Source organism: Clostridium beijerinckii HUN142, from assembly GCF_000621745.1.
GTDB lineage: Bacteria > Bacillota > Clostridia > Clostridiales > Clostridiaceae > Clostridium > Clostridium beijerinckii_A.
The window spans coordinates 275,937-298,006 of sequence record NZ_KK211336.1; the positions used below are offsets into that span (position 1 = coordinate 275,937).

Below are 22,070 nucleotides of genomic sequence, written 5' to 3' on the forward strand. Positions count from 1 at the left end.
AGCTAGGTGCGCAGGCCAAAGTATTTGTGGAATCCCGACTAGAAAAAGTAAATTGGAAAGTTGACTGATGCTCTAAAAACGCCAGCTATTCAAAAGGCAATTGATGATTCTGGAGATGATTAGGGAATATCTTCAGTAGGGCATTTATCCCTAATTTAAATAAAGGTAATAAACATCTAATTTTAATGTTTATTACCTTTTTTAAGTGTTATCTAAATTATTGCCTCATTGCACATTAAGATATAATTATTAATAACTTTGGTATATAATTATAAAGGAATTTAGACATATGAGAAAACAATTAACTATGTTGCAAAATATATATAAATAGACTAAGAATTCAACTTACTAGATGAACAGATTTACAAAGTTACTAAAACTTTAAGTTTATATCTTCACTAGAAATCATAAATATATTTTCATAGCTTTTCGGAGCAGAATATTTATGATTTCGGTAAGTTATTACATAAAGTTAGATATCTACAATAGTTTTGTTTTTGATTGCAACTTAGGAGAATAGGAGCAATATTTAATGAATATAAGCGATTTAATTATATATAATAAAACAATGCCTAAAAGAGAAGCGGCTTATGTTGATTACCCAAGTAATTTATCAGAGGAATTATGTGAGTATTTATCTCAAAAGGGAATTGATAAGCTGTATAGTCATCAAGCAGAAATGTTTGAAAAAGCAATGGATAGGAATAACATTGTAATAACAACATCTACAGCAAGTGGAAAAACTCTTAGCTTTTTGTTGCCAGTTATTCAAGAAATTTTATCAAATCCTTTGGCTAGAGCAATTTTTATATATCCTACAAAGGCTCTTGCAAGTGATCAGTATCGTGCGATTTTGCCTTACTTAGAATATTTTGGCTCTAACAGGATTTCAGCAGGAGTTTATGATGGGGATACTCCTGTAAACGAACGAAGCAGAATTAGAAAAAATGCTAATATTATTTTAACTAATCCTGAAATGATAAATGCCGCGTTTTTACCGAATCACAGTAAGTTTGGTTTTGATTTTATTTTTTCTAATTTAAAATATATTGTGATTGATGAACTTCATACTTATAGAGGTGCTTTTGGTTCACATCTTGCAAATGTATTTAGAAGACTTGGTAGGGTGTGCAGATATTATAATTCTTCGCCTCAGTATTTGTGCAGTTCAGCAACTATAGCAAATCCAGTTGAACTTGCAGAAGAAATCTGTGGATACAAATTTCTTGAGGTTTGTAGAGATGGTTCACCAGCTCCAAAGAAAAATTACAAGCTTGTGCAACCACCAAAGATTATGGGGCATGACAAAAAATATTATGGGCAGGTGCAATCAACTTCAGTTGCTGCTGATTTAATACCTGATTTAGTGGAAAATGATAATAGCTTTATTGCTTTTGCAAAATCAAGAAGAAATGTTGAAGTTGTATTAAAAGAAGCAAGAGATAAACTAGAGACGGAAAACTTTTTTGGAGCTTCTTTAAAAGACAAGATTTCTGGATACAGGGGAGGATATACTCCACTTGAGCGTAAAGAAATTGAAAATAAAATGATTACTGGAGTTCTGCGAGGGTTAGTATCAACAAATGCTTTAGAGCTTGGAATAGATATTGGCAAAATTGATACAACAGTAATTGTGGGATACCCAGGAACTAGAGCGTCTTTTTGGCAGCAGAGTGGAAGAGCAGGTAGAAACGGAAAAGAAAGTACTAATTATTTAATCCTTGATAATCTGCCTTTTGATCAATACATAGCAATTAATCCAGACTGGCTTTTTGAAAGTGGAAGTGAAAATGCAGGTATAGATAAGAATAACCTTTTAATAGAACTTGCACATATACGTGCTGCAGCTGCTGAAATACCATTAACTTTAGATGATATTTCAATTTTCCCAGATTTAGGAGAAACAATTCCTGTTTTAATCAGAGCAAGTGAATTGACTAATCAAAGTGGAAAGTTTGCATGGTGTGGTAATTCATTTCCGGCAGGAGATTTTAGCTTAAGAAATATTGATAAAGCAAGGTACAAACTTATAAATAAAGATAACAATAAAGAAATTACAGAAATGGATGAAATGCAGGCTTTTCGTGAAATTCATAATGGAGCAATTTATATGCATGATGGAGTTCAATATCAGGTTGTAAAGCTTGACTTAGAAAGTAGAACTGCTTTTGCCATTCCTTTTAATGGAAATTATTATACGATGCCAGGAGGCACTACAAATATAAGGATAATCCAAGGCACCAAGGATATGGAATATGAGCGTACTAAAGTGACTTTTGGAGATGTAAATGTTGATGAAATAGTTTATATGTATAAAAAGCTGCAATTTCACAATCACCAAAATTTAGGTTTTGAACAGTTAGAAAAACCATTATCAAAGGATTATGATACAGAAAGCACTTGGATAAAGATTCCTGACAATGTTGTGACTGTATATAGAAGGCTACTTCAGGAAAGTCAAAATGGAGGCTTTATAAGAAATAATCATTTTGAAGGAATATGTTATGCCATAAAAAATGCAGCAATGATGGCAACCATGACAGAACAGGAAGACATAGGGGTTGTAATGTCTAACAATGCAATAGAAATAAGTCAAAATTATGATAGCGAAGTTTATATGTTTATTTATGATAAATATGTAGGTGGCCTTGGCTATTCAGAAAAAGTATTTGACTTAACTGCAAAGATTATTGAAAATGCAATCAAGATGGTAGGCGGATGTACATGTGATGATGGCTGCGCTGCATGTATTGGAGATTATCAATTAAATAAAGCTATGGTTTTATGGGGACTTAAGAATTTATTAGAGGAAATAGAGGCACCAAAGGATATTAAGTTAGCACAATATGCTCCGGCAACTTTTATTAAGAAAGCATTTAAGTTTAATGAATTACAGGAAAAATGGAAAGAATTCTGTGAGTATATGCAAGAGAATGGAGATGCCTTTGCAAAATTTTTAAGTACAATCCCTAAGGTTGAAATAGATAATCGTACTTTAATTTTGGTTTTAAATAATGCATTTTATAGAGAATGGGTAATGGAAGAAAGTAATAAAAAGAGCATAATAAATATTATTTCTTTCCATACAGATGCTCCAATGGGAATTGAATTAAGTGTCAGACTTGAAGAGATAGATGAAGATAGAAAAAATGTAAAAAGTAAATTACAAAGAAGATATGAAGATCTTACAGAATAAGAGCTTTTAATGGTTAGACTTATGTGGTAACTTACCGAAATCATAAATATTTTTACTCCGAAAAGCTACGAAAATATCGCTGAAGGCTCTAAGTTGCAAGTTGCAACCAATTCAGCATGCTCCCGCTTTCAGCGTTACAAGCTAAATTGGAACAACTTACAACAAAGAACCTTTAACAGCTCATTTTCAAATGTTTTCTTCGTAATAAATATTTATGATTTCTAGTTTAAGATACTCAAAAAGTTATCAAATTTGTAAATATATTTATCTAATAAGTCTAATTCATAATTTGGGTATCCATATATATATCTAAAGTGAAGGTTAGATTTATGCATATACCAACGAAATAGATGTGATGCATTTGTTTCAGTTAGTGAAAATTTTGCTGAGTAATTTTGCATTTCTCAAACTTATAATTAATATATAGGGGTATTAGCCTTAAAAGAAATACAGTTAGAAAGGAGAAGGTTATGATTTGTTACCATATTCATAACCAGTATCTCGCATGAATTATGAAAAAGAGCTAGAAAGATTAAATGAATATCAAAGAGAAGCAGTACTTGATGAAAGTGATGCATGTGTTGTAAATGCAAATGTTGGAAGTGGAAAAACAACAGTTTTGATTTCAAAAATCGTGTATCTTCATTATGCAAAAAATATCAGTTATAAAGATATGATTGTATTAACTTTTACTAATAAAGCTGCAAATGAAATTAAAGAAAGATTAATGATTTCTGATGAGAGTATAAAATCAGAGGAATTAGAGGGCTTTGGAACCTTTCATAGTGTGGCCCTTCATTTACTTAAAGAAGTATTGCCAATTGAAAAAATAAGATATGAAAAAGATTTTTTAGTAATAGAGCCAGATGAGGAATTAGACATTGCCTTGCAGATAATCCAAGAAGAAAAGCTCAAAATTAAGTATAAGAACCGTTTAAAAAAGAGACTTGAGCAAGCTATGGTTATTGAGAAGGAAGAGGAAAAGATTTCGCCTTATGATGATGATATCTTTAAGCTTGTAGAGCTACTAAAGGAAGAGAAGATAAAACAAAATAAGATGTCTTTTTCAGATATATTGCAAAATGCAAATTTATTATTAAGTGAGCATAAAATAGAACCTAAATGGATTATTATTGATGAGGTTCAAGACAGCGATAAAATACAGCTTGATTTTATTGATAAGTTAAAAGGTGAAAATACTAAATTATTTGCAGTTGGTGATCCAAATCAGGTTATTTACAGCTGGCGTGGAAGTTCTTTAAACGTGGTTTATACCTTAAAGCATAAATATAATGCAAAGGAGCTTTCCCTTCCAATAAATTATCGTTCAAGTAATGCTATTTTAGAAGCAGCAAGGTGCTTTCAGCAAAATGGAAGCCGCTTAATGGGCGCTAGAGAAACTGAAAATAAAATCATAGTCAAAAATCATTATAATCCTTTTAATGAAGCATGTTATTTGTCAGATAAGATCAAGGAAATACATAAATCAGGTGTGCCTTATAAGGAGATTGCAATTTTTTATAGATTGCAAAACCAGTCTCAGGTTTTTGAAGATGTGTTTTTAAAAAATGATATTCCTTTTGAAGTATCCATGAAGAAAACCATAAGTGACAGTCCAGTGTTAAATTGGATGATTAAACTATTTCGTTTTTGCGTAAATACTAATGATTTTTCCTCTGCAATTTATGTTCTTAGCAATAAAGAATATGGAGAGAAAATGACAGAAAAGACTGCAAGAAAAATAGTTAAAGAGCAGAACATAATTAAGTCAGAACTACTAGAAAAAATGCATGAATTTTTAAATAAATGTTCTGGAATTAAGATGGCAGAAGAGATTTATAATTATTTTGAATTTGATAAGTATATAAAGCCAACTTCAGCTACATATATAGATGATAAAGAAGCTATATATGCGTTGCTTGATATAATCATAGAGTATGTGAAAGAAAAACAAATGATATTTTTAGATGGACTCAGAGAGTTTATAAATTCATCAGCTTTATATGGAGTAAATATTTTAAAGAAGGATATAAGTAGCGATATAGATTCCGTTAAGCTTATGACCTTACATGCCTCTAAAGGTTTAGAATTTTCTTATGTGTTTATTACAGGAGTTAACTATGGGCTAATTCCACTTCATACAAGAGATATGGAGGAAGAAGAGGAACAAAGATTATTTTTTGTTGGAATTACAAGGGCAAAAGATTACTTAGAGCTGTCTTATTATACAAATCCAGATTATCATAAGGCAGCGCCTGGAGAAAGTAGATATATTCATATGATTCCAGAAAAGTTAATACAAAGTGATAAAGTTAAAAATAATAATGTAAATCTTCAAGAACTTAAAAAACAAATTCAAGAGGCAAAGGCTCAAGGAAAGAAAGAAGAAGTTTCGGTTACTGAAGCAGTGGAATTACCAGTAGTTGAAGAAATAAATGAAACATCAATTAAACAAGTAAGCCACAAGAAATACGGAACAGGAAAAGTTCTAAAAGAAGATGATATGATGATTGAAGTGGAATTCGAAAATTATGGAGTGAAAGAATTTATAAAAGCCTTTAGTGAACTGGAATTTTTGTGATTATATATAATCCAACTAAGATGCGGACTTATGCATATAACTTACCGAAATAAGGATTATGTTATTGTTCCAGTTTCTAAGGAAGTTATGATGAAGCTGGTTGTGTATATAGTAGTTACTTGTCATAATAAAAATATACTTACTATGCCTGCTTCTAGTCAATATGTAATAGGAGTAAAAGCAGATAAAAAAGTGAGTTAAAGGGATGTGAATGTAGATTTAATCCAATGCCATCAGATGGAATTGGATTAAATGTATAGATAGAATAAATAGGCATGGTTGAATTGATCAATTTTAATGTTACTGGAAATAATGATTTTTAGTAACATTTTTAATGTGATATAAAGAATAAATCAGCTTTTAATTTATGTAAAAAAGGATACAACGAGGAATTAAAGAATACATAATAGATATTATGTAAATTAACACATACTTAACGGTAAAGAGGTGTAAGAATGAAGAAGATATTAATAGTTGAGGATAATAAAGATTTAAACACATTACTTTCAAAGATAATAAAAGAAGCAGGATATCTTACCAAATCGTTATATGATGGATTAGATGTAATTAAAGAATTGAAAGAAAATAAATATGATATGATTATTTTGGATATAATGCTTCCATATAAAAGTGGAGATATGATTTTAAAAGAAATTAGAAAAGATTGTGATGTCCCAGTTATTATTATTTCAGCGAAGGATTTGACTGGGACGAAAGTATTTATGTTAAAGAATGGTGCTGATGATTATATTACTAAACCATTTAATATTGATGAAGTTATCGCAAGAATAGAGACAAACCTTAGAAGATATGAAAATAGTAAAACAGTAAATGAAATGTTATATTATAAAGATATAAAACTTGATACCAGATTAAAAAGAGTAATGGTTCATAAGAATGAAGTTAATCTTACAGTTAAAGAATATAACATTCTTGAATTATTAATGAAAAATCAGGATAGAGTATATTCAAAAGCAAATTTATATGAAATTATATGGGAAAGTGAGTTCTTAGGTGATGATAAAACTATTAAAACCCATATGAGTAGATTGAGAAATAAATTAAAAGAAGCAAATAAAGATGAAGAGTATATTGAAACTGTATGGGGAATAGGATATAGGTTGATTAAATAATAAAGGATTATTTTTTTGATAATGCCTTAATAGCTGAGATAAATAAGTATTTTTATTATCTCAGCTTATTTTTAGTATACATGTAATTCATTATACTTAGGGCTATTTTTTTATCTCTTTTGTAACATTTTATTGCTTAATTGTTACCTTTATGTAACCTTTTAAGTTTAGAATTTATTATGATGAAAGGAGAAGAAAAATGAATGATAAAATTTTAGAAATTAGTAAAGTAACAAAAGTATATAAAAGTAACAGTATCATAAGAAAAATAACAAGTAAAAATAGCAATGGAATTGTTTTAGAAAATGTGAACTTTTCTTTAGAGAGGGGAAAAATTTATGGGCTTATTGGAAGAAATGGTTCTGGAAAAAGTACTCTTATTAAAATAATAGCAGGTATATCTAATGCTACAGAAGGAAGAATAAGAATCTTTGGAGAGGACGACGAAGAGAATTTAAGACAAGCTAGAAAAGCTATAGGATTTTTAATTGAAGAACCAGCGTTACATTTCGGAATGACAGCAAAAGAAAATATGCAATTATTTCAAAAGATAAAAGGTATCTCTGACAATAGCAGTATTGATGAAATATTAAAAATGGTAAAATTGCATGATTGTAATAAAAAGAAAGTACGTAATTTTTCATTAGGAATGAAGCAAAGATTAGGAGTTGCGTTAGCACTTGTAGGTAATCCTGAAATTTTAATATTAGATGAGCCTATGAATAGTATTGATCCTTATGGAGTTGTAGAAATAAGAAATATTCTAAAAAAAATATGTTCAGAAAGAAATATTACTATGCTTGTAACTGAACATGATTTAAATAATTTGTATTTGTTAGCAACGGATTATATTATTATAGATAAAGGACATATAAAGGATGAAATTACTTTAGAACAATTAAAGGAAAAGTGTAAAAAATATATATTATTACGTACAGATGAACCAGAGAGAATGGCTTGTATTTTAGAGGATGTTTTAAAAACAACAAATTATAGAGTCATGCCAGATAAGTCAATTAGATTATATGATGATATTGATGAGGTTGAATTGTTAGCAAGAACTTTTTTAGAGAAGAAGCTTTTAGTTACAAATTTATCATATGAGTGTGGTACTTTAGAAGATTATTTTCTTAGTGTTGTAAGGAGGGCGTAATGTATAATTTATTAATTGCAGAATGTATGAAAATAAAAAAGAATATTGTTTTAAAAATGTTAATTATAGGAATATGCGTTATAAGCGTTGCATTATCGTTAAATAATATTTATTCAATAAAATTATGTTATGGAGATTTATCTCAAATTGAAAGTTATGAAGGAATAAGCCAATTTTGTGCTGCTTTAGCAATGAGGCATAATTTTGAAAATATTAGTATACTTCTTAGTGTGTTTGGGGGAATATATATATGCTATGATTTTGAAAGAAAGTTATGTCAAAGTGCTGTTTATGCAGGATGCAAGAAATTGGATATATTTTTTAGCAAGATGATTATATATTTTATTATATCAGCGGTATTATTATTTATATATTCAGTTATTTCTACATTAATTCCAAGTATTGTCTTCCCTGATTATATTAAATATAATAGTAGTATGATTTTACAAATGATAAAAATATATTTTGTAAGTATTATATTTCATTTTGCTCGGTTATCACCTATAATTTTAATAGCATATTTTATGAGAAAGACAGGAATAACAATAATATTATGGGGGATAGTCTATATAGCGGTTAATAAATTCTGGGAGGGAATGGATGAATTATTTCCTGTAATAATAGATCCAGTATATGGTAATACTATTTGGCAAATTAATAAATGTATAACTCCAAATATGACGTATTTAAGCTTATTTAGAGTTGTTGGGGTTAGTTTAATGTATATAATCGCTTTTGGTGGTATAGCTTATATGCTTTTTAAAAGAAAAGAATTAAAATAATTTATTTATAATATATATAATTCTGATAAATATAATTTAGGAAGCTCAGGTATTAGAAAGGAGGTATTCATAAAATTATTGCATTAATTATAGTTATAAGTTCTATAATAATATTAATATTAATTTTATATATTTATTTTTTTAATAGAACAATAAAAGATATTAATAAGCAGATTGCTTTTAGAATGAATAAAAAAATAGAATCATTAATTAGCATATCTATGTTCAATAAAAATTTAACTGATCTTATTGGAAATTTAAATAAGCTACTAATTTTTGAAGAGAAATCAAGAAGTCAGAGTGTTCGTCAAGAAAAAAAGATTAAAGAAATGATTACTAATATATCTCATGATTTAAGAACTCCACTTACTGCTGTCAAAGGATATATGGAACTCTTAGTTAGAAATTTACAAGAAGAAAAACAAAAGAAAACTGCTGAAACTATAGTAAAACATATAGATCAATTGGACAAGCTCATAAATTGTTTTTTCGAACTTTCATACCTTGAAATATCTGATGATAATATTGAACTTTCTAAAGTTAATTTAACCAATACTTTATGTAATAGTATTGTGAATTATATATATGAATTTGAAAAGAAAGATATAAAGGTTGAAATAAATACTGAACAGCCTCTTTATGTTGTTGGGAATGAAGAAATGATAAAACGTATAATTGAAAATCTTATAAAGAACTGCTTAGTTCATTCATATGGAAATGTAAAAGTTAATATTAGTGAAGAAGATGAAAATATAGTATTATCATTTGCAAATAAAGTGAAAGAAACAGAAAAAATAGATACGGATAATTTATTTGATAAATTTTATGTGGCTGATACGTCTAGAAATAAAACAACAACTGGACTTGGATTGTCTATAGTAAAAAAACTTTGTGAGAAAATGAATGGTAGTGTTAAAGCTATACTTAATGGAAGTATATTGGATATCAAGGTTATATTATTAAAATCAGATAAATGAAGTAATATAGCAAGTTAAGAAGTTCTAAGCTAAATATACTAATTTATGAGGGAATATTTCTTAATTGGAATCAGGTAGTGGTACATAAAGAAGTTTTTACATAAAGTTAATGGTTGCATGCAGATTATTGCAGCGTGGCTGATACTATGGGAAATAGGAAAGCTCGAATCATTACATTCGCTGAGGAAGTGGAATAACCTACAACTAAGAATCTTAGAAGCTCATTTTCAAATGTTTTCTCCATATTATGACCCTTGTTGTTACAAATATATTTATGATTTCTAGTGAAGATATGAACTTAAAGTTTTAGCAACTTTATAGACATGTTCATCTAATAAGTCTTATTTATATTTTTAAGTATACCCAAAACATAGATAAACAAATTATAAGTTAAGGCTTTAATTAGTTTATCTATAATTATTTTGAATAAATGCTATCAGAGTTATTAACTATGGTAGCATTTATTTATTTTATGGGAAATTGTACCTGGACAAATATTTGAATAACTCTGAGAGAAATCAGGAATTTTCTATCACTTTATTTCGATAATTTGCATTATACAGCAATATTTTTTGTAGCAAAAAACATGAATTTAAAGGAAATAGATGATTATATAAGAAAGTTTGGGAAGGGTAAGAGAAAAAATTTCTTTACAAGAGAACGTATGTTCAATATAATATATTCAAAAGAACATATGTTTGGAGTTGGTTTTATGGATTTGAGTGAAGATAAATTGATTTTTCATATTGATGTGAATTCAGCATATCTTTCATGGACTGCAGTAAAGCTTTTGCAATACGGAAGTCAACTTGATATACGTGAAGTTCCTTCAGTAATTGGAGGTAGTGAAGAAAATAGGCATGGAATAATTTGGGCTGCTTCGATACCAGCAAAAAAGTATGGTATTAAAACAGGAGAACCAGTATATTCAGCAAAGCTTAAATGCAACAATCTCATGATTTATCCTCCAGATTATAATTGGTATGTGAAATCAAGTGATGCGCTATATGAACTGCTTACTGAATATTCTCCAAAGATTCAAAGATATAGTATTGATGAATGTTTTGTGGATTGTACACATTTAAAAGAGAATTATAAAAGAGTAGCTATGAGATTAAAAATGAGAATAAGTGAAGAGTTAGGTTTCAATTGCAATATTGGAATTTCAACAAATAAATTACTTGCTAAGATGGCTAGTGATTTCAAACCTAAAAACTGCATACACACTTTATTTAAGCATGAAATGCGCACAAAAATGTGGAATTTACCTGTAGAGGATTTGTTTATGGTTGGTCGTGCAAGTGCAGCAAAACTTCATAAATTAAATATTAGTACAATAGGGGAACTAGCAAATACCGATGTAAATTTATTAATAAGTAAATTGCATTCTCATGGAAAACTTATATATGAATATGCTAATGGAATCGATAATTCAGAAGTAAGGGATTCTAATTATTTAGAGGTTAAAGGAATAGGAAATTCAACAACTATTGCTTATGATGTAGAGACTATGGATGAAGCGTTTAAAATATTATTATCCCTTACAGAAAGTGTAGCCATGAGGCTTAGATCTAGTAATAGTTTATGTAGTCTTGTTGTTGTAAGCGTTAAAACTAATCAATTTAATTATTATTCTCATCAGAAGCCATTAAATGACTTTACAGACTCAACAACTAAAATATTTGAGGGAATTAAAGAAGCATTTAAAGAAGCTTGGAAAGGTGAAAAAATAAGACAATTAGGAGTACGAGTAACTAAGCTTCGCAGCAATGTATATTATCAAGAGAATCTATTTGACTATGAAAAAAACGAAAAGCAAAGGAAGCTAGATCAAACTTTAGATGATTTAAGGAGTAAATATGGTAAGGAAAGTGTTATTAGATCAATTTTTCTACACTCAGGAGTGAGACCGATTAATGGGGGAACTGGTTCACATGAAGATTATCCGATGATGAGCAGTATATTATAAGGAAGTGTAGGTAATGAAAGTTGTTTCAAAGAATATTGAGATGATAGCACATTTCGAAGAAGATGGGAAAATAAAACCATTAAGATTCAAAATCGAGGAAGAAAATAAATGCGAAATTATTAAAATAGGAAGAATAATAAATATAGATTTAGAAAAGCTATGTGGTAATAAAATGTGGGTATTTACTTGCAGTTCCATAATTGGAGGAATCGAGAAAATATTTGAACTTAAGTATGATATAGAAGGGTGTAAGTGGATACTATTTAAAATATAATGAAATTCATTTTTTGTTAATAAATATTGTGATAAAAGGAATGATAATTATGGTAATAAAAGATAAAGAATTAGATATAAATTTAATAAATTCAGTGGAGAAATACTTAAAATTAAATTATAGTGAGCTATATAATAAGAATGATCTAGAAATAGTATTTGAAGAAGCCAAGGAAGATGATGAACTTAAGTTAAAAATATTTAATTCAATAAGAAGATTTATAATGAGTTAACGACAAAGATATTAAATAACAAATTGTAAAATCGTATTATTCAAGAGAGTGAATTTGCGATTTTTTTAATGAGTCGCACCAAGATATTACACAGTACGTAGGTATGGCGACTTAACTATAGTTAGTATTAGTTTATATATTATGAAGAAAAAGAACTGCACCGTTGATTCCATTTAACAAACAAAGGGTGTCAAAGATACTAACTTAAGGTACGTGAAAGAAAATAAACTAGCAGATGGACTTGTTATTTTTTTTATAATGCCAATACATTATAAAATATGTATTGGCAATGAGGTGCATTACATTTACTAATAAATAATACTATTAAAAATCTAGGGAAGTGGGGCGCATTATGCCAAAAAATGATAATATGCTAGCAATTTTATGGATGCTGAATTCAGGTACAAAAATAACTGCAAAGCAAATATCCGAAAGGTTAGAAATAAATATAAGGTCAGTTTATCGTTATATGGATGCATTGTGTGTTAGTGGAGTGCCAATAATATCGGAGCCTGGTCATAACGGCGGATATAGTTTGCTTAACAATTTTATCCGAACACCCATGTTTTTTGACATTGAAGAGAAAAAATCACTTTTACATGCTGCTATTTTTGCAATGGAAGCAGGATATCCTTTTATGGAAGCGCTAAATAGTGCAACATCAAAGTTAAAGATGTTCTCGAATCAAGAACAAGAAAAAGTTCTTAATCGTCATTTAGTCGGATTTGAAGTAGTGAGTCGTATTTGTGATCCAGCTGTCAAACCTATATTAATGGAACTCGAGCAAGCTGTTGCTAATGAATGTTCTATGGAAATTGAATACTGTACAGGTTATGAAGGGCATCCGAGGCTTAGGGTTGTCGACCCCTATGGGATGCTTTACTGGAATAATAAATGGTATGTAATTGCATTTTGCCATCTTAGGAATGAAATTCGTAGCTTTAGGGTAGATAGAATAGTAAATATTATAAGTACTAAAAATACGTTTAAGCGTCCTGAAGCTTTTTCGGCACGTGAGTTTTTTACAAAAAACTTATTATCGAGTGGGGAAAGCAAAGTAGGACTTTGCACTTTAGTAATTGAGGGCAAATCAGAAGCATTGAATGACCTTTGTGCACATTGGTTTTTAGGATATCATCTGATAGAACGAACTGAATGCAGAGCTAATTTCTTAATGGATGAAGACTCAATCAATACATATGTTCCTCATATTCTACTCCAATATGGTAAGTCAATAAAGGTGCTTGAACCAAATAGTTTTAAAGATGCTATGGCAGCAATTCTTAGAGATTTAATGGCCCACTATCTTAACTGACCGAATTTGTCAGTGAAGATAATATATAATAGTTCGAGATGGAGTTTTAGGCCATCATGTAACAAATAGCAACAATCAAGTGAAACTTGATTCAGGTGGGAGTGTTACAGCGGCTAGACATCAGATAAAATGAATGTGGAGGAATAGAAAATGAAGAATACAGTATATCTTTATGTATTTGATACAATGGCAGACTGGGAAATATGTTATTTAATCGCTGAAATAAATTCTGGAAGGTACTACAAAAAGGGATTAATGCCGCTAAAAGTAGTGACTGTAGGAATTACCAAGACCCCTATTACTACAATGGGAGGTCTTACAATATTGCCAGAAATTGAACTTGAGGAGTGTAGTATTGAAGATACTGCTGCTTTGATTCTACCTGGTGGGAATACATGGACAGAAGAAATTCATGCTCCCATTATACGAATGGCTGAAAAACATCTAGAGAAAGGTATTGTTGTAGGGGCAATTTGTGGTGCTACAATAGGACTTGCTATGAGGGGAGTACTGGATAAACGATATCATACAAGTAATGACCTTGGGTATTTTAAAATGGTTTGTCCAAACTATGATGGAGAAATGTATTATAAGCAGGAATGTGTAGTAACTGATGGAAGTTTGATTACTGCTTCTGGAATAGCTCCTCTTGAATTTGCTTTGCATATATTGAAAGTTCTAGATGTATTCTCTCCGCAAACTCTAGATTCTTGGTACAATCTGTATAGAACCCAAGAGTCAAAATATTTCTTTGAGCTTATGAACTCAATTCAATAAAAGGTTGCTTAAAGTGGGGAAAATAGCTGCTTTTCACCACTTTTTACTTTGGCGTGGGTTTTCGGCAATGTCGGCGACACAACTCAAAGGAATCGAGAGTATCTCATTGTTTATGATTATAATACTCTGATAATCAGCTATGGTGCCGAAGGAAGAATACATTGATTTTTGGAAATGTTTGCAGGAGAAGATGTAATGATTAAATTTAAATTGTTATTGACTCAGCCCTAAGGGTAGGGATTAAAATGGTTGTGTAAAGAAAATGCAATCATTTATATGCAGCAAGGGAGAAAAAATTTAATGAATACACATTTTTGTACATGTAAAAATTATAATTGTAAGTTACACCCATCCAACCACGATAAAGGATGTGATCTTTGTATGAAAAAGAAATTGATGGCGAGTGAACTTCCATCATGCTTTTTTAGAGATGTTTCAGAAGAGCTTAGGAGTGTTAGAAATGTTGAAGAAGCTTCTTATGAGGAATTTGCTAAACTTGTACTTAGAAATAGGCTATGTTTTTAATTAGTGTTGAAAATTGATATTTATTAGAAAAATAGGTTATAACATATATCTAATAGTGTTTAGGAGGTAGAATTATGCCAAATGTAAAGTCTATATTAAATGATATTCAAAAGTTACCATTACGTCAAAAATAACAAATACTATCAACTTTAGAAAAAATTCTTGTCTTAGGTTCGCAAGTAAGCCAAATAGAACAAGAAGTTAAAGAATTTAGATTTTCTAAGGGCAAAATATGCCCAATTTGTGGTTCTGAAACTATATCAAGAAATGGTAAGTATAATGGCAAACAAAGATATAGCTGTAAATCTTGTAAGAAAACTTTTACTGACTTCACTAATTCTGCAACCTATAAGAGTAAGAAAACATTAGAGAAATGGCTTAAATATGCTAAGTGCATGATTAATGGCTACTCTATTAGGAAAAGTGCTAAAATTGTAGAAATTAACATAGCAACAAGTTTCTTTTAGAGACATAAAATTCTTGATTGTATAAGCACATTTTTAGGCAAGGGATACGTTGATGGTGTTGTTGAAGCAGATGAAGTATTCTTTGCAGAAAGTTTTAAAGGTACAAAACCTTCTAACATGCCAAGACAATCTCGTAAAAGAGGCAAACAAGTTAAGAAAAGGGGTATCTCAAAGGAGCAAGTCTGCATTGCTACTGCTATTTATAGGCAAGGTAATTTAATTATGGAATTAGCATGTAAAGGTAGAATTACATCTAATGAATTAGAAACATTATATGATGGACATATAACAAACGGTTCTATACTTTGTACTGATAGTCATAAAAGTTATATGCAATTTGCAAATGATTTATCATTAGAACACAAACGTATAAAAAGGAGAGAGAATATGGAAAATATAAAAATTAAAAAAGCTGATTTAGAAGATTTAGAGTTGATTGGAAACTTATTCAATAAGTATAGAATATTTTATGGACAAGATTCAAATTTAGAATCTTCAAAGAAATTTATTGAAGAACGAATGATACATAATGAATCAGTAATTTTTATTATAATGAAAGACTCAATAATACCTCTAGGATTTGTTCAATTATACCCATCTTTTTCATCAGTATCCATGAAAAGAATATGGATACTAAATGATTTATATGTTGAAGAAAGTGCGAGAAAGAAAGGCATAGGTAAAAGTTTAATGAATAAAGCAAAAGAGTTTGCATTTGAAACAGGAGCAAAAGGATTAACCTTATCAACTGCAATAGATAATACTACTGCACAAAAACTATATGAACAATCAGGATATAAAAGAAATGAAATGTTCTATCATTATAGTTATTTTTTTTAATAAACAAACTAAAATGTATTCAAGTTTAATTTCCGTTTTACGGTCATGCTTTAATTTTATATTCAATATATAAGATTTACATTATTCTTATATTGAGCATTATAGGTGGACAATCCCACCTATAATTTTTTTTAGGCTATATTTCAACACTATATTAAAACATAGCCTAGAAATAAAGAATAACACTATAATTTGATAATTGTTTTTTTGTAATTTCTACTTAGCTATAAACCAATAAATATAATGACCAAATTGTAAAATCGCATTATTCAGACAAGAGTGACTGAATAATGCGATTTTCTTTATGCATCATACTAAAAAATGAAGTATTTAAATTTAATAGAGAATGAGGAATAAAAGTAATACAGTTTTATTTCTCAACTCTCATTTAGGAATCAATTAATAATAAAATTCCACTAGGTAAACAAAAAACGAGTGTAATCTAATGGCAGTTTTCAGATTTCACTATTAGTATATGAAGCAAGAAAATATATATTCTGTTTAGATTCTGGATACAATGTTTAAATTTGATAGAGAGAAAATGAGTCAATGGAGAACATAATAAAGTCAAGCATAGAGCTTAAAAACATAGATTTAGCAGGAATAAGCCCACCAGAATAACTAGATAAAAGGGATGAAGAATACAAAGAGTTTAGATATGAATTATTTTTTGAATCTTATGTAGCAACTATTTTGTTTTAAAAATAAAATATTGATTTAGCATAAACTTTTTTTTATAAAGACATAATAAAATTATATAACAAATAGCAAGGAGGATTTAAATGGAAGCATTTAAGAGAATATTAAGTATAGCTTTACTTGCAATTATATTGGTTATAATGTTTGGAAATAACTCATATATGACTACGAATGCCAGCACAAACTATCGTCAAGGCTCTCCTGTTAGAGTAGGCTTATTTACAAGAGATCTTAATGATGATTACATTGTACTCCTTCGCAAAAATTTTGAAGATATCCAAAAGAATAATCCAGGAGAAGTTTCATTCTCTTTTTATAATGCCAATTTTAATCAATCAACGCAAAACACAGATATTGAAAATGCACTTCACAAGGGTATTGATCTTATATTATTAGATATGGTTAATCTACTTGAAATACGAGAAATGATTAACAGAATTTCACAATTTAACATCCCAGTAGTAGTTTTTAATAGAGTACCATTTTCAATGGAGGCAATTAAATCGTATAAAAAAGCTTTTTATGTAGGAACAGATTCAGCACAAGGCGGCACTTTACAAGGGAAAATGATTGTAGATGCCTGGAAGAATCATAAACAATTAATTGATAAAAATAAAGATGACGTATTACAATACGTATTACTCGTTGGTGAAAAACTTAATAAAACCTCAATTGATAGGTCAGCATACTCTGTTTCAACTATTAACGAAGCTTTTATAAAAACCGAACAATTTGCATCTCCTATTTTGAATTGGGATACAGTGTCTGCTAAAGATGCCGTTGATGCATTGTTTTTGAGATTTGGTAACAAAATAGAAGCGATAATTTCAAATGATGACTCTATGGCAATTGGTGCTGTTCAAGCGTTGCAAAAATATGGCTACAACACTGGAAATAAATCTCAGTCAATCATAGTTGTTGGTCTAGATGGAGTATCTGAAGCTAAAGAACTAGTTTCAAAAGGCTTTATGTTGGGTACTGCTTCACAAGAAACAGTTGATATGACTAATACAATATATACCGTAGGAATGAATTTAGTTAAAGATAGAAATCCTCTTGAAGGGGTATCCTATAAATCAGATGAAACAGGAGTGGCAGTTTTACTTCCATATGAACCATATACCGGGCCAATGTTTCAATAATAATTAATGTACAATAATCATAAATTTGTTTTCTTCCTTTGGGCATTCTAATGAAATAACTACATAAGTAAAAGTTTTTGAATTACTTAAGACTAGCTTCTTTAGTAGTATTATAAACACAGATTTATAAAGATAAATTACCATTCAATATCAAATTTAATTTAGATTGGATAACAAATCTTATAAAAGATGGGATTATAGAAAAACATATTTTTACTAAAGGTGAAATTGAAATAGGTATACATTATTCAGAAAAAATCTAATGAATTTCATAAAGTTAATTAAGGGATTACATATAAAGATATGCTTAAAAATGCAGATGAAATATACAAAATAAATAGGATACTAAATAACAAGAAGTTTATACGATATTGCGGCTAATGATACTACACGGTAGTAATTTTTTGTGACGTAATTAGATATTTAAATGTGATTATGATTAGTTAAGGTGAACAGTACAACAAATAACGTAGGCTTTTTCAATATCCTTATGATAGATTTTAGGATAAGAATAATATAAGGTTTGAAAGCCTTACTTTACTAGAGTAAGGCCTCTTATGCATTTGCAAAGATATTTCAATATAATAATTTACTTACAGGATTTTATAAATTAGCCTGTTTAACAAATCTTACCCCCATATCGAAGGCAACTTGACAGTCTTTAGGAAATTGTTCTTTTCTAACTTTTGCCTTTTTCTTTTCATCGAATACAGTTACAACATACTTTGAATAATCGTTAAACTGATATGTGTCGTTCACAATTAATGATTCAAAGGATCCAAAAAGTCTCGTCATATAGTCTTCTACGAATTTAAGACCTTGCTCATATCCTAAATCTTTCATTTGCTCATTAGTTACATTCATGGAATAAATGGCCCCAGTTTGAATTTTTCTTCCGAAAAGACTTGGATAACCAGGAGCATACATTGAATATGGAAACATGAATCTTTCTATAAAAGACTTCATAGCTCCAGAAATTGTATTAAGATATATTGGAGAACCAAGGATAATGGCATCAGCATTCGAAGCCTTTTCAAGGATAGGCGTTAAATCATCCTTGAAGGCGCATTTACCATAGCTTTTACCATTTTTGATTTTGCAAGCAAAACAGCTTACACAACCTTTATAATTCAGATCGTAAAGATGGATAAGCTCTGTTTCGGCTCCTTGTGAAGCTGCTCCTTCAAGTGCTTTATTAAGAAGAGTAGCAGTGTTTTTATTTTTTCTTGGACTTCCGTTAATTGCTATTATTTTCATTAATTCAACCTCCATTTTATATATACTTGACTACATAATATGAATTATATATCATTATAGGAAAAGAGATAAGTATGCACTTATTTGTTATATACTAACCTAAAAGTGAGTAAAGGAGGTATTATATGAAAAGCTTTGAAAGTAAATATAACAGTTGCCCAATGTATTATACAATATCTACCATTGAAGGAAAATGGAAATGGATTATATTATGGGAAATATACCAAGCTGAAATAATAAGATATAACAAGTTAAAATATACGTTAGAACCAATTGCACACAAAACATTAAGCAATCAACTAAAAGAATTGGAAAGCAGCAACTTAATTCACAGGGAACAGTATAATGAAATTCCACCAAAGGTTGAATACTCGCTAACAGAAGAGGGAAAAACATTAATACCAATACTTAAACTTATGTACCAATGGGGTGAAAAACATATCACTAAATAAACATATTTTTATAAAAGGGTATAATGTTACATTAATTAAACACCATTAATAGTTGCTGCAGTCGAAGAGCGGACAGCAATTCCTAACGCCCGATATAAATAAAAATAATACGAGAGTAAAAGTATGTTGTTTAATTTATTAAAGAACATCATAGTTGAAGTATTAACTCAAAAAAATAAGTATTGATAAGTATGAGTATAATTACTAATTGTTAGGTCGGAATATTCATGCAGTATGAATTACTAAAAATAAATAGTAAATTTGTGAATCGCATTATTCAGAGATTGAATTTGCGATTTTTTTAATGAGTTATATACCAAGATATTACACAGTATATAGATTTGACGTAGTATATTGAAAAGTGCTCTTTAAAAATAGAATAATATGATAGAAACTACTTATTATTCTATTTGCACAATCATATAATTATTCCAATTTTTTATTTTTAATGGTAATATATATATATTAATGAGGAAAAAAGGGGATTTTTAATGAAAAATTAAATACTTATAAAGACTTTATCATTATTTTTGACAGCAACATTATTACAAGTATCAGGTATTTCATCTAAATTATTTAATGATATTGGTATTGTGGAAGTAAATGCAGCTACAAAAAGCTATGAAGAAAAAGAAAAACACATTATGTCATCAGTAGAGATTCAAGGAAATCTGATTGAAGGACAGACGTTAACAGCGATAGTTAGGGATGCAAGTGGGCGAGACATAACTAAATATTGTGTTATTGGCTGGGAGTGTCTTGAATATCCAACAAGTGCTTCACAATCAATTTATGGTGCTCCTAGTTCTAAAGATAAAAACAAACAAAATCAGTATACTCTAGAAAAAGAGGATGTAGGAAAATATATTAAAGTAATAGCAGAAGGAGATTATGTAGATCCAAATGCTCCTGCTGGTGATTTCAGGGTTGCAACTAAAGAATCTTCAATCACTACAAAAGTTGAAACTAATCCTTCAACACATTGGCAAAAAGAAATTGACGCTTACGAGGAATTTACATCTACGGATTGGTATTATTTAAATAATGATGGTTCAAAAGTTGCAGGTTGGAAACAAATAGGTGGAGATTGGTATTATTTTTCACCTAAAAATATGAAAATGCAAAAAGGCTGGAAATATATAAATGGAAAATGGTATTATTTAAACCAGATTAATCATGGTGAAGGTAAAATGCTAACTGATTGTTGGATTGAAGATGTAACAACCCATAAGGGGCAAAAAAACACATTTAAATTCTATTACCTTTCTAGTGATGGCACAATGGCTACTAATACAACAATTAATGGACATTATTTAGATGCTAGTGGTGCTACAACAGATAAAATTGATAAATTATTGGTTCAAAATTATTAAATATAGCATTACTTTATATAAATTCTATTTTTTAAAGTAGTTTAAAAAAATCGTATTATTCAAGAGAGTGAATTTGCGATTTTTTTTATAAGCTATACTAAAATATTTCACAGTATGTAGAATTGACGAAGTAAATTTAAAAAATTTTCTTTGAAAATCGAATAATACGATTTTTACAAAATATGTTATAATTAATGCATAATAGTAAATTATTGTGAATCAAATGGTTTTTTACTTAGGGAGTAATGCATTATGAAAATTAGAAAATATTTTATAAATAATTACATAATTGTTATATTGATTTTTGTTATTATATATGGTTTTTTAGGCTATATGTTCTTTATTGCTAAGCAATATTTAGGCTTATTTGTATTAGCCATACTAGCAGTACTATTATTAAATAGAAGAATAGTCCTTTATGAAGATAAAATAAAAATAATCCAAGGTTATAAAAAAATAGAAATAGAATTTGATTTAATAAAGGGTTTAAGAATTGGTGATTATAAACCAAAATTTTCAAAAGGGAGTATACCTGCTGTGTATGCAAAAATGAAAGATAATAAGGTAAAGATATTTTATTATACCTCTTATCCAAGGAAGTCTATGAATGAAATAATTGTGTATGCTTTAAAAACGAATAATATGATTAAATTTGATTCAAACATTAAAGCATTAATTAGAAATGAAGAAAGTGACTATGATATTAGAAATCGAAAAAAAGAAAAACAGTCATTTATTCTAATGATAATTGCTATAATAATAACCGTAATCTATTCTAAATTAGGTAAGTGACAAGTTTTTATTTAAAATCAAAGATTGTTTAATGCGCAATACTAAAATAGAACGTATGAAGAGGAGTATATTAAGATGATTAGAAATTATCTTAATATACTCCGTTTATTTTTGTCTAGGAAATTATAAAACTT

Annotated in this window: 19 protein-coding genes and 1 pseudogene; 19 read left to right on the plus strand and 1 reads right to left on the minus strand. The window is 29.0% G+C overall.

Annotated features, from left to right (window positions below; genetic code table 11):
* The first annotated feature begins 532 nt into the window (after window positions 1-532).
* The 16 genes and pseudogenes from T483_RS0122570 to T483_RS0122640 all read left to right on the plus strand — a co-directional run bounded on the left by T483_RS0122570 (window position 533) and on the right by T483_RS0122640 (window position 18,062).
* The gene (locus T483_RS0122570) at window positions 533-3,196 is read left to right on the plus strand and encodes a DEAD/DEAH box helicase (RefSeq protein ID WP_026888855.1); all 2,664 of its coding nucleotides are present in this window, start codon (window positions 533-535) and stop codon (window positions 3,194-3,196) included.
* A 505-nt stretch (window positions 3,197-3,701) separates the two neighbouring features.
* Window positions 3,702-5,777 (plus strand): ATP-dependent helicase, encoded by a 2,076-nt coding sequence (locus tag T483_RS0122575; RefSeq protein WP_026888856.1) that lies wholly within the window; start codon window positions 3,702-3,704, stop codon window positions 5,775-5,777.
* Between the two features lie 30 nt (window positions 5,778-5,807).
* Window positions 5,808-5,978, plus strand: coding sequence for a hypothetical protein (locus T483_RS31270; RefSeq protein WP_155268534.1), 171 nt, complete (start codon window positions 5,808-5,810; stop codon window positions 5,976-5,978).
* 254 nt (window positions 5,979-6,232) lie between these two features.
* The gene (locus tag T483_RS0122585; protein ID WP_026888857.1) at window positions 6,233-6,910 is read left to right on the plus strand and encodes a response regulator transcription factor; all 678 of its coding nucleotides are present in this window, start codon (window positions 6,233-6,235) and stop codon (window positions 6,908-6,910) included.
* Between the two features lie 199 nt (window positions 6,911-7,109).
* On the plus strand, window positions 7,110-8,063 hold the full coding sequence (locus T483_RS0122590) for an ABC transporter ATP-binding protein (protein ID WP_026888858.1): 954 nt from the start codon (window positions 7,110-7,112) through the stop codon (window positions 8,061-8,063).
* Window positions 8,063-8,845, plus strand: coding sequence for an ABC transporter permease (locus tag T483_RS0122595; protein WP_026888859.1), 783 nt, complete (start codon window positions 8,063-8,065; stop codon window positions 8,843-8,845). The genes T483_RS0122590 and T483_RS0122595 overlap by 1 nt, the downstream gene beginning before the upstream one ends.
* 185 nt (window positions 8,846-9,030) lie before the next feature.
* A complete protein-coding gene (locus T483_RS0122600) occupies window positions 9,031-9,822 on the plus strand; it encodes a sensor histidine kinase (protein WP_242841911.1) in 792 nt (263 codons plus the stop codon).
* A 712-nt stretch (window positions 9,823-10,534) separates the two neighbouring features.
* On the plus strand, window positions 10,535-11,791 hold the full coding sequence (locus T483_RS0122605; protein WP_026888861.1) for a DNA polymerase IV: 1,257 nt from the start codon (window positions 10,535-10,537) through the stop codon (window positions 11,789-11,791).
* A 13-nt stretch (window positions 11,792-11,804) separates the two neighbouring features.
* A complete protein-coding gene (locus tag T483_RS0122610) occupies window positions 11,805-12,065 on the plus strand; it encodes a hypothetical protein (protein WP_026888862.1) in 261 nt (86 codons plus the stop codon).
* A gap of 49 nt (window positions 12,066-12,114) precedes the next feature.
* Complete coding sequence (locus T483_RS0122615; protein ID WP_026888863.1) at window positions 12,115-12,297, plus strand: hypothetical protein; 183 nt, start codon at window positions 12,115-12,117, stop codon at window positions 12,295-12,297.
* A gap of 352 nt (window positions 12,298-12,649) precedes the next feature.
* Window positions 12,650-13,612, plus strand: a complete 963-nt coding sequence (locus tag T483_RS0122620; RefSeq protein WP_026888864.1) for a helix-turn-helix transcriptional regulator — start codon at window positions 12,650-12,652, stop codon at window positions 13,610-13,612.
* A 150-nt stretch (window positions 13,613-13,762) separates the two neighbouring features.
* Window positions 13,763-14,389 carry a type 1 glutamine amidotransferase family protein gene (locus tag T483_RS0122625; RefSeq protein ID WP_026888865.1) on the plus strand — a complete coding sequence of 209 codons (627 nt, stop codon included), beginning with the start codon at window positions 13,763-13,765 and terminating at the stop codon, window positions 14,387-14,389.
* 300 nt (window positions 14,390-14,689) lie between these two features.
* On the plus strand, window positions 14,690-14,914 hold the full coding sequence (locus T483_RS0122630) for a DUF6485 family protein (protein WP_026888866.1): 225 nt from the start codon (window positions 14,690-14,692) through the stop codon (window positions 14,912-14,914).
* A 74-nt stretch (window positions 14,915-14,988) separates the two neighbouring features.
* A pseudogene (locus T483_RS31275) lies at window positions 14,989-15,780 on the plus strand (IS1595 family transposase); the annotation flags it as partial.
* Window positions 15,769-16,221, plus strand: coding sequence for a GNAT family N-acetyltransferase (locus tag T483_RS0122635; RefSeq protein ID WP_012058434.1), 453 nt, complete (start codon window positions 15,769-15,771; stop codon window positions 16,219-16,221). The pseudogene T483_RS31275 and the gene T483_RS0122635, both read left to right, overlap by 12 nt.
* Window positions 16,222-17,003: 782 nt before the next feature.
* Entirely contained in the window at window positions 17,004-18,062 is a 1,059-nt protein-coding gene (locus T483_RS0122640; protein ID WP_026888868.1) for a galactose ABC transporter substrate-binding protein, read from the plus strand.
* 603 nt (window positions 18,063-18,665) lie between these two features.
* Here the strand turns inward: T483_RS0122640 and T483_RS0122645 are convergent.
* A complete protein-coding gene (locus T483_RS0122645; protein ID WP_026888869.1) occupies window positions 18,666-19,319 on the minus strand; it encodes a flavodoxin family protein in 654 nt (217 codons plus the stop codon).
* A gap of 125 nt (window positions 19,320-19,444) precedes the next feature.
* Here T483_RS0122645 and T483_RS0122650 point away from each other — a divergent pair, with 125 nt between their 5' ends.
* The 3 genes from T483_RS0122650 (at window position 19,445) to T483_RS0122660 (ending at window position 21,936) form a co-directional block, all read left to right on the plus strand.
* Window positions 19,445-19,771, plus strand: coding sequence for a winged helix-turn-helix transcriptional regulator (locus T483_RS0122650; protein ID WP_026888870.1), 327 nt, complete (start codon window positions 19,445-19,447; stop codon window positions 19,769-19,771).
* Between the two features lie 530 nt (window positions 19,772-20,301).
* Window positions 20,302-21,144 carry a hypothetical protein gene (locus tag T483_RS0122655; protein WP_026888871.1) on the plus strand — a complete coding sequence of 281 codons (843 nt, stop codon included), beginning with the start codon at window positions 20,302-20,304 and terminating at the stop codon, window positions 21,142-21,144.
* A 252-nt stretch (window positions 21,145-21,396) separates the two neighbouring features.
* The gene (locus T483_RS0122660) at window positions 21,397-21,936 is read left to right on the plus strand and encodes a hypothetical protein (protein WP_026888872.1); all 540 of its coding nucleotides are present in this window, start codon (window positions 21,397-21,399) and stop codon (window positions 21,934-21,936) included.
* The last annotated feature ends 134 nt before the right edge of the window (window positions 21,937-22,070 follow it).

Bases quoted from the DNA above. Each gene is read 5' to 3' on its own strand.
- T483_RS0122570 (WP_026888855.1), top strand. From the start codon at position 533: ATGAATATAAGCGATTTAATTATATATAATAAAACAATGCCTAAAAGA.
- T483_RS0122575 (WP_026888856.1), top strand. From the start codon at position 3,702: ATGAATTATGAAAAAGAGCTAGAAAGATTAAATGAATATCAAAGAGAA.
- T483_RS31270 (WP_155268534.1), top strand. From the start codon at position 5,808: ATGCATATAACTTACCGAAATAAGGATTATGTTATTGTTCCAGTTTCT.
- T483_RS0122585 (WP_026888857.1), top strand. From the start codon at position 6,233: ATGAAGAAGATATTAATAGTTGAGGATAATAAAGATTTAAACACATTA.
- T483_RS0122590 (WP_026888858.1), top strand. From the start codon at position 7,110: ATGAATGATAAAATTTTAGAAATTAGTAAAGTAACAAAAGTATATAAA.
- T483_RS0122595 (WP_026888859.1), top strand. From the start codon at position 8,063: ATGTATAATTTATTAATTGCAGAATGTATGAAAATAAAAAAGAATATT.
- T483_RS0122600 (WP_242841911.1), top strand. From the start codon at position 9,031: ATGAATAAAAAAATAGAATCATTAATTAGCATATCTATGTTCAATAAA.
- T483_RS0122605 (WP_026888861.1), top strand. From the start codon at position 10,535: ATGGATTTGAGTGAAGATAAATTGATTTTTCATATTGATGTGAATTCA.
- T483_RS0122610 (WP_026888862.1), top strand. From the start codon at position 11,805: ATGAAAGTTGTTTCAAAGAATATTGAGATGATAGCACATTTCGAAGAA.
- T483_RS0122615 (WP_026888863.1), top strand. From the start codon at position 12,115: ATGGTAATAAAAGATAAAGAATTAGATATAAATTTAATAAATTCAGTG.
- T483_RS0122620 (WP_026888864.1), top strand. From the start codon at position 12,650: ATGCCAAAAAATGATAATATGCTAGCAATTTTATGGATGCTGAATTCA.
- T483_RS0122625 (WP_026888865.1), top strand. From the start codon at position 13,763: ATGAAGAATACAGTATATCTTTATGTATTTGATACAATGGCAGACTGG.
- T483_RS0122630 (WP_026888866.1), top strand. From the start codon at position 14,690: ATGAATACACATTTTTGTACATGTAAAAATTATAATTGTAAGTTACAC.
- T483_RS0122635 (WP_012058434.1), top strand. From the start codon at position 15,769: ATGGAAAATATAAAAATTAAAAAAGCTGATTTAGAAGATTTAGAGTTG.
- T483_RS0122640 (WP_026888868.1), top strand. From the start codon at position 17,004: ATGGAAGCATTTAAGAGAATATTAAGTATAGCTTTACTTGCAATTATA.
- T483_RS0122645 (WP_026888869.1), bottom strand. From the start codon at position 19,319: ATGAAAATAATAGCAATTAACGGAAGTCCAAGAAAAAATAAAAACACT.
- T483_RS0122650 (WP_026888870.1), top strand. From the start codon at position 19,445: ATGAAAAGCTTTGAAAGTAAATATAACAGTTGCCCAATGTATTATACA.
- T483_RS0122660 (WP_026888872.1), top strand. From the start codon at position 21,397: ATGAAAATTAGAAAATATTTTATAAATAATTACATAATTGTTATATTG.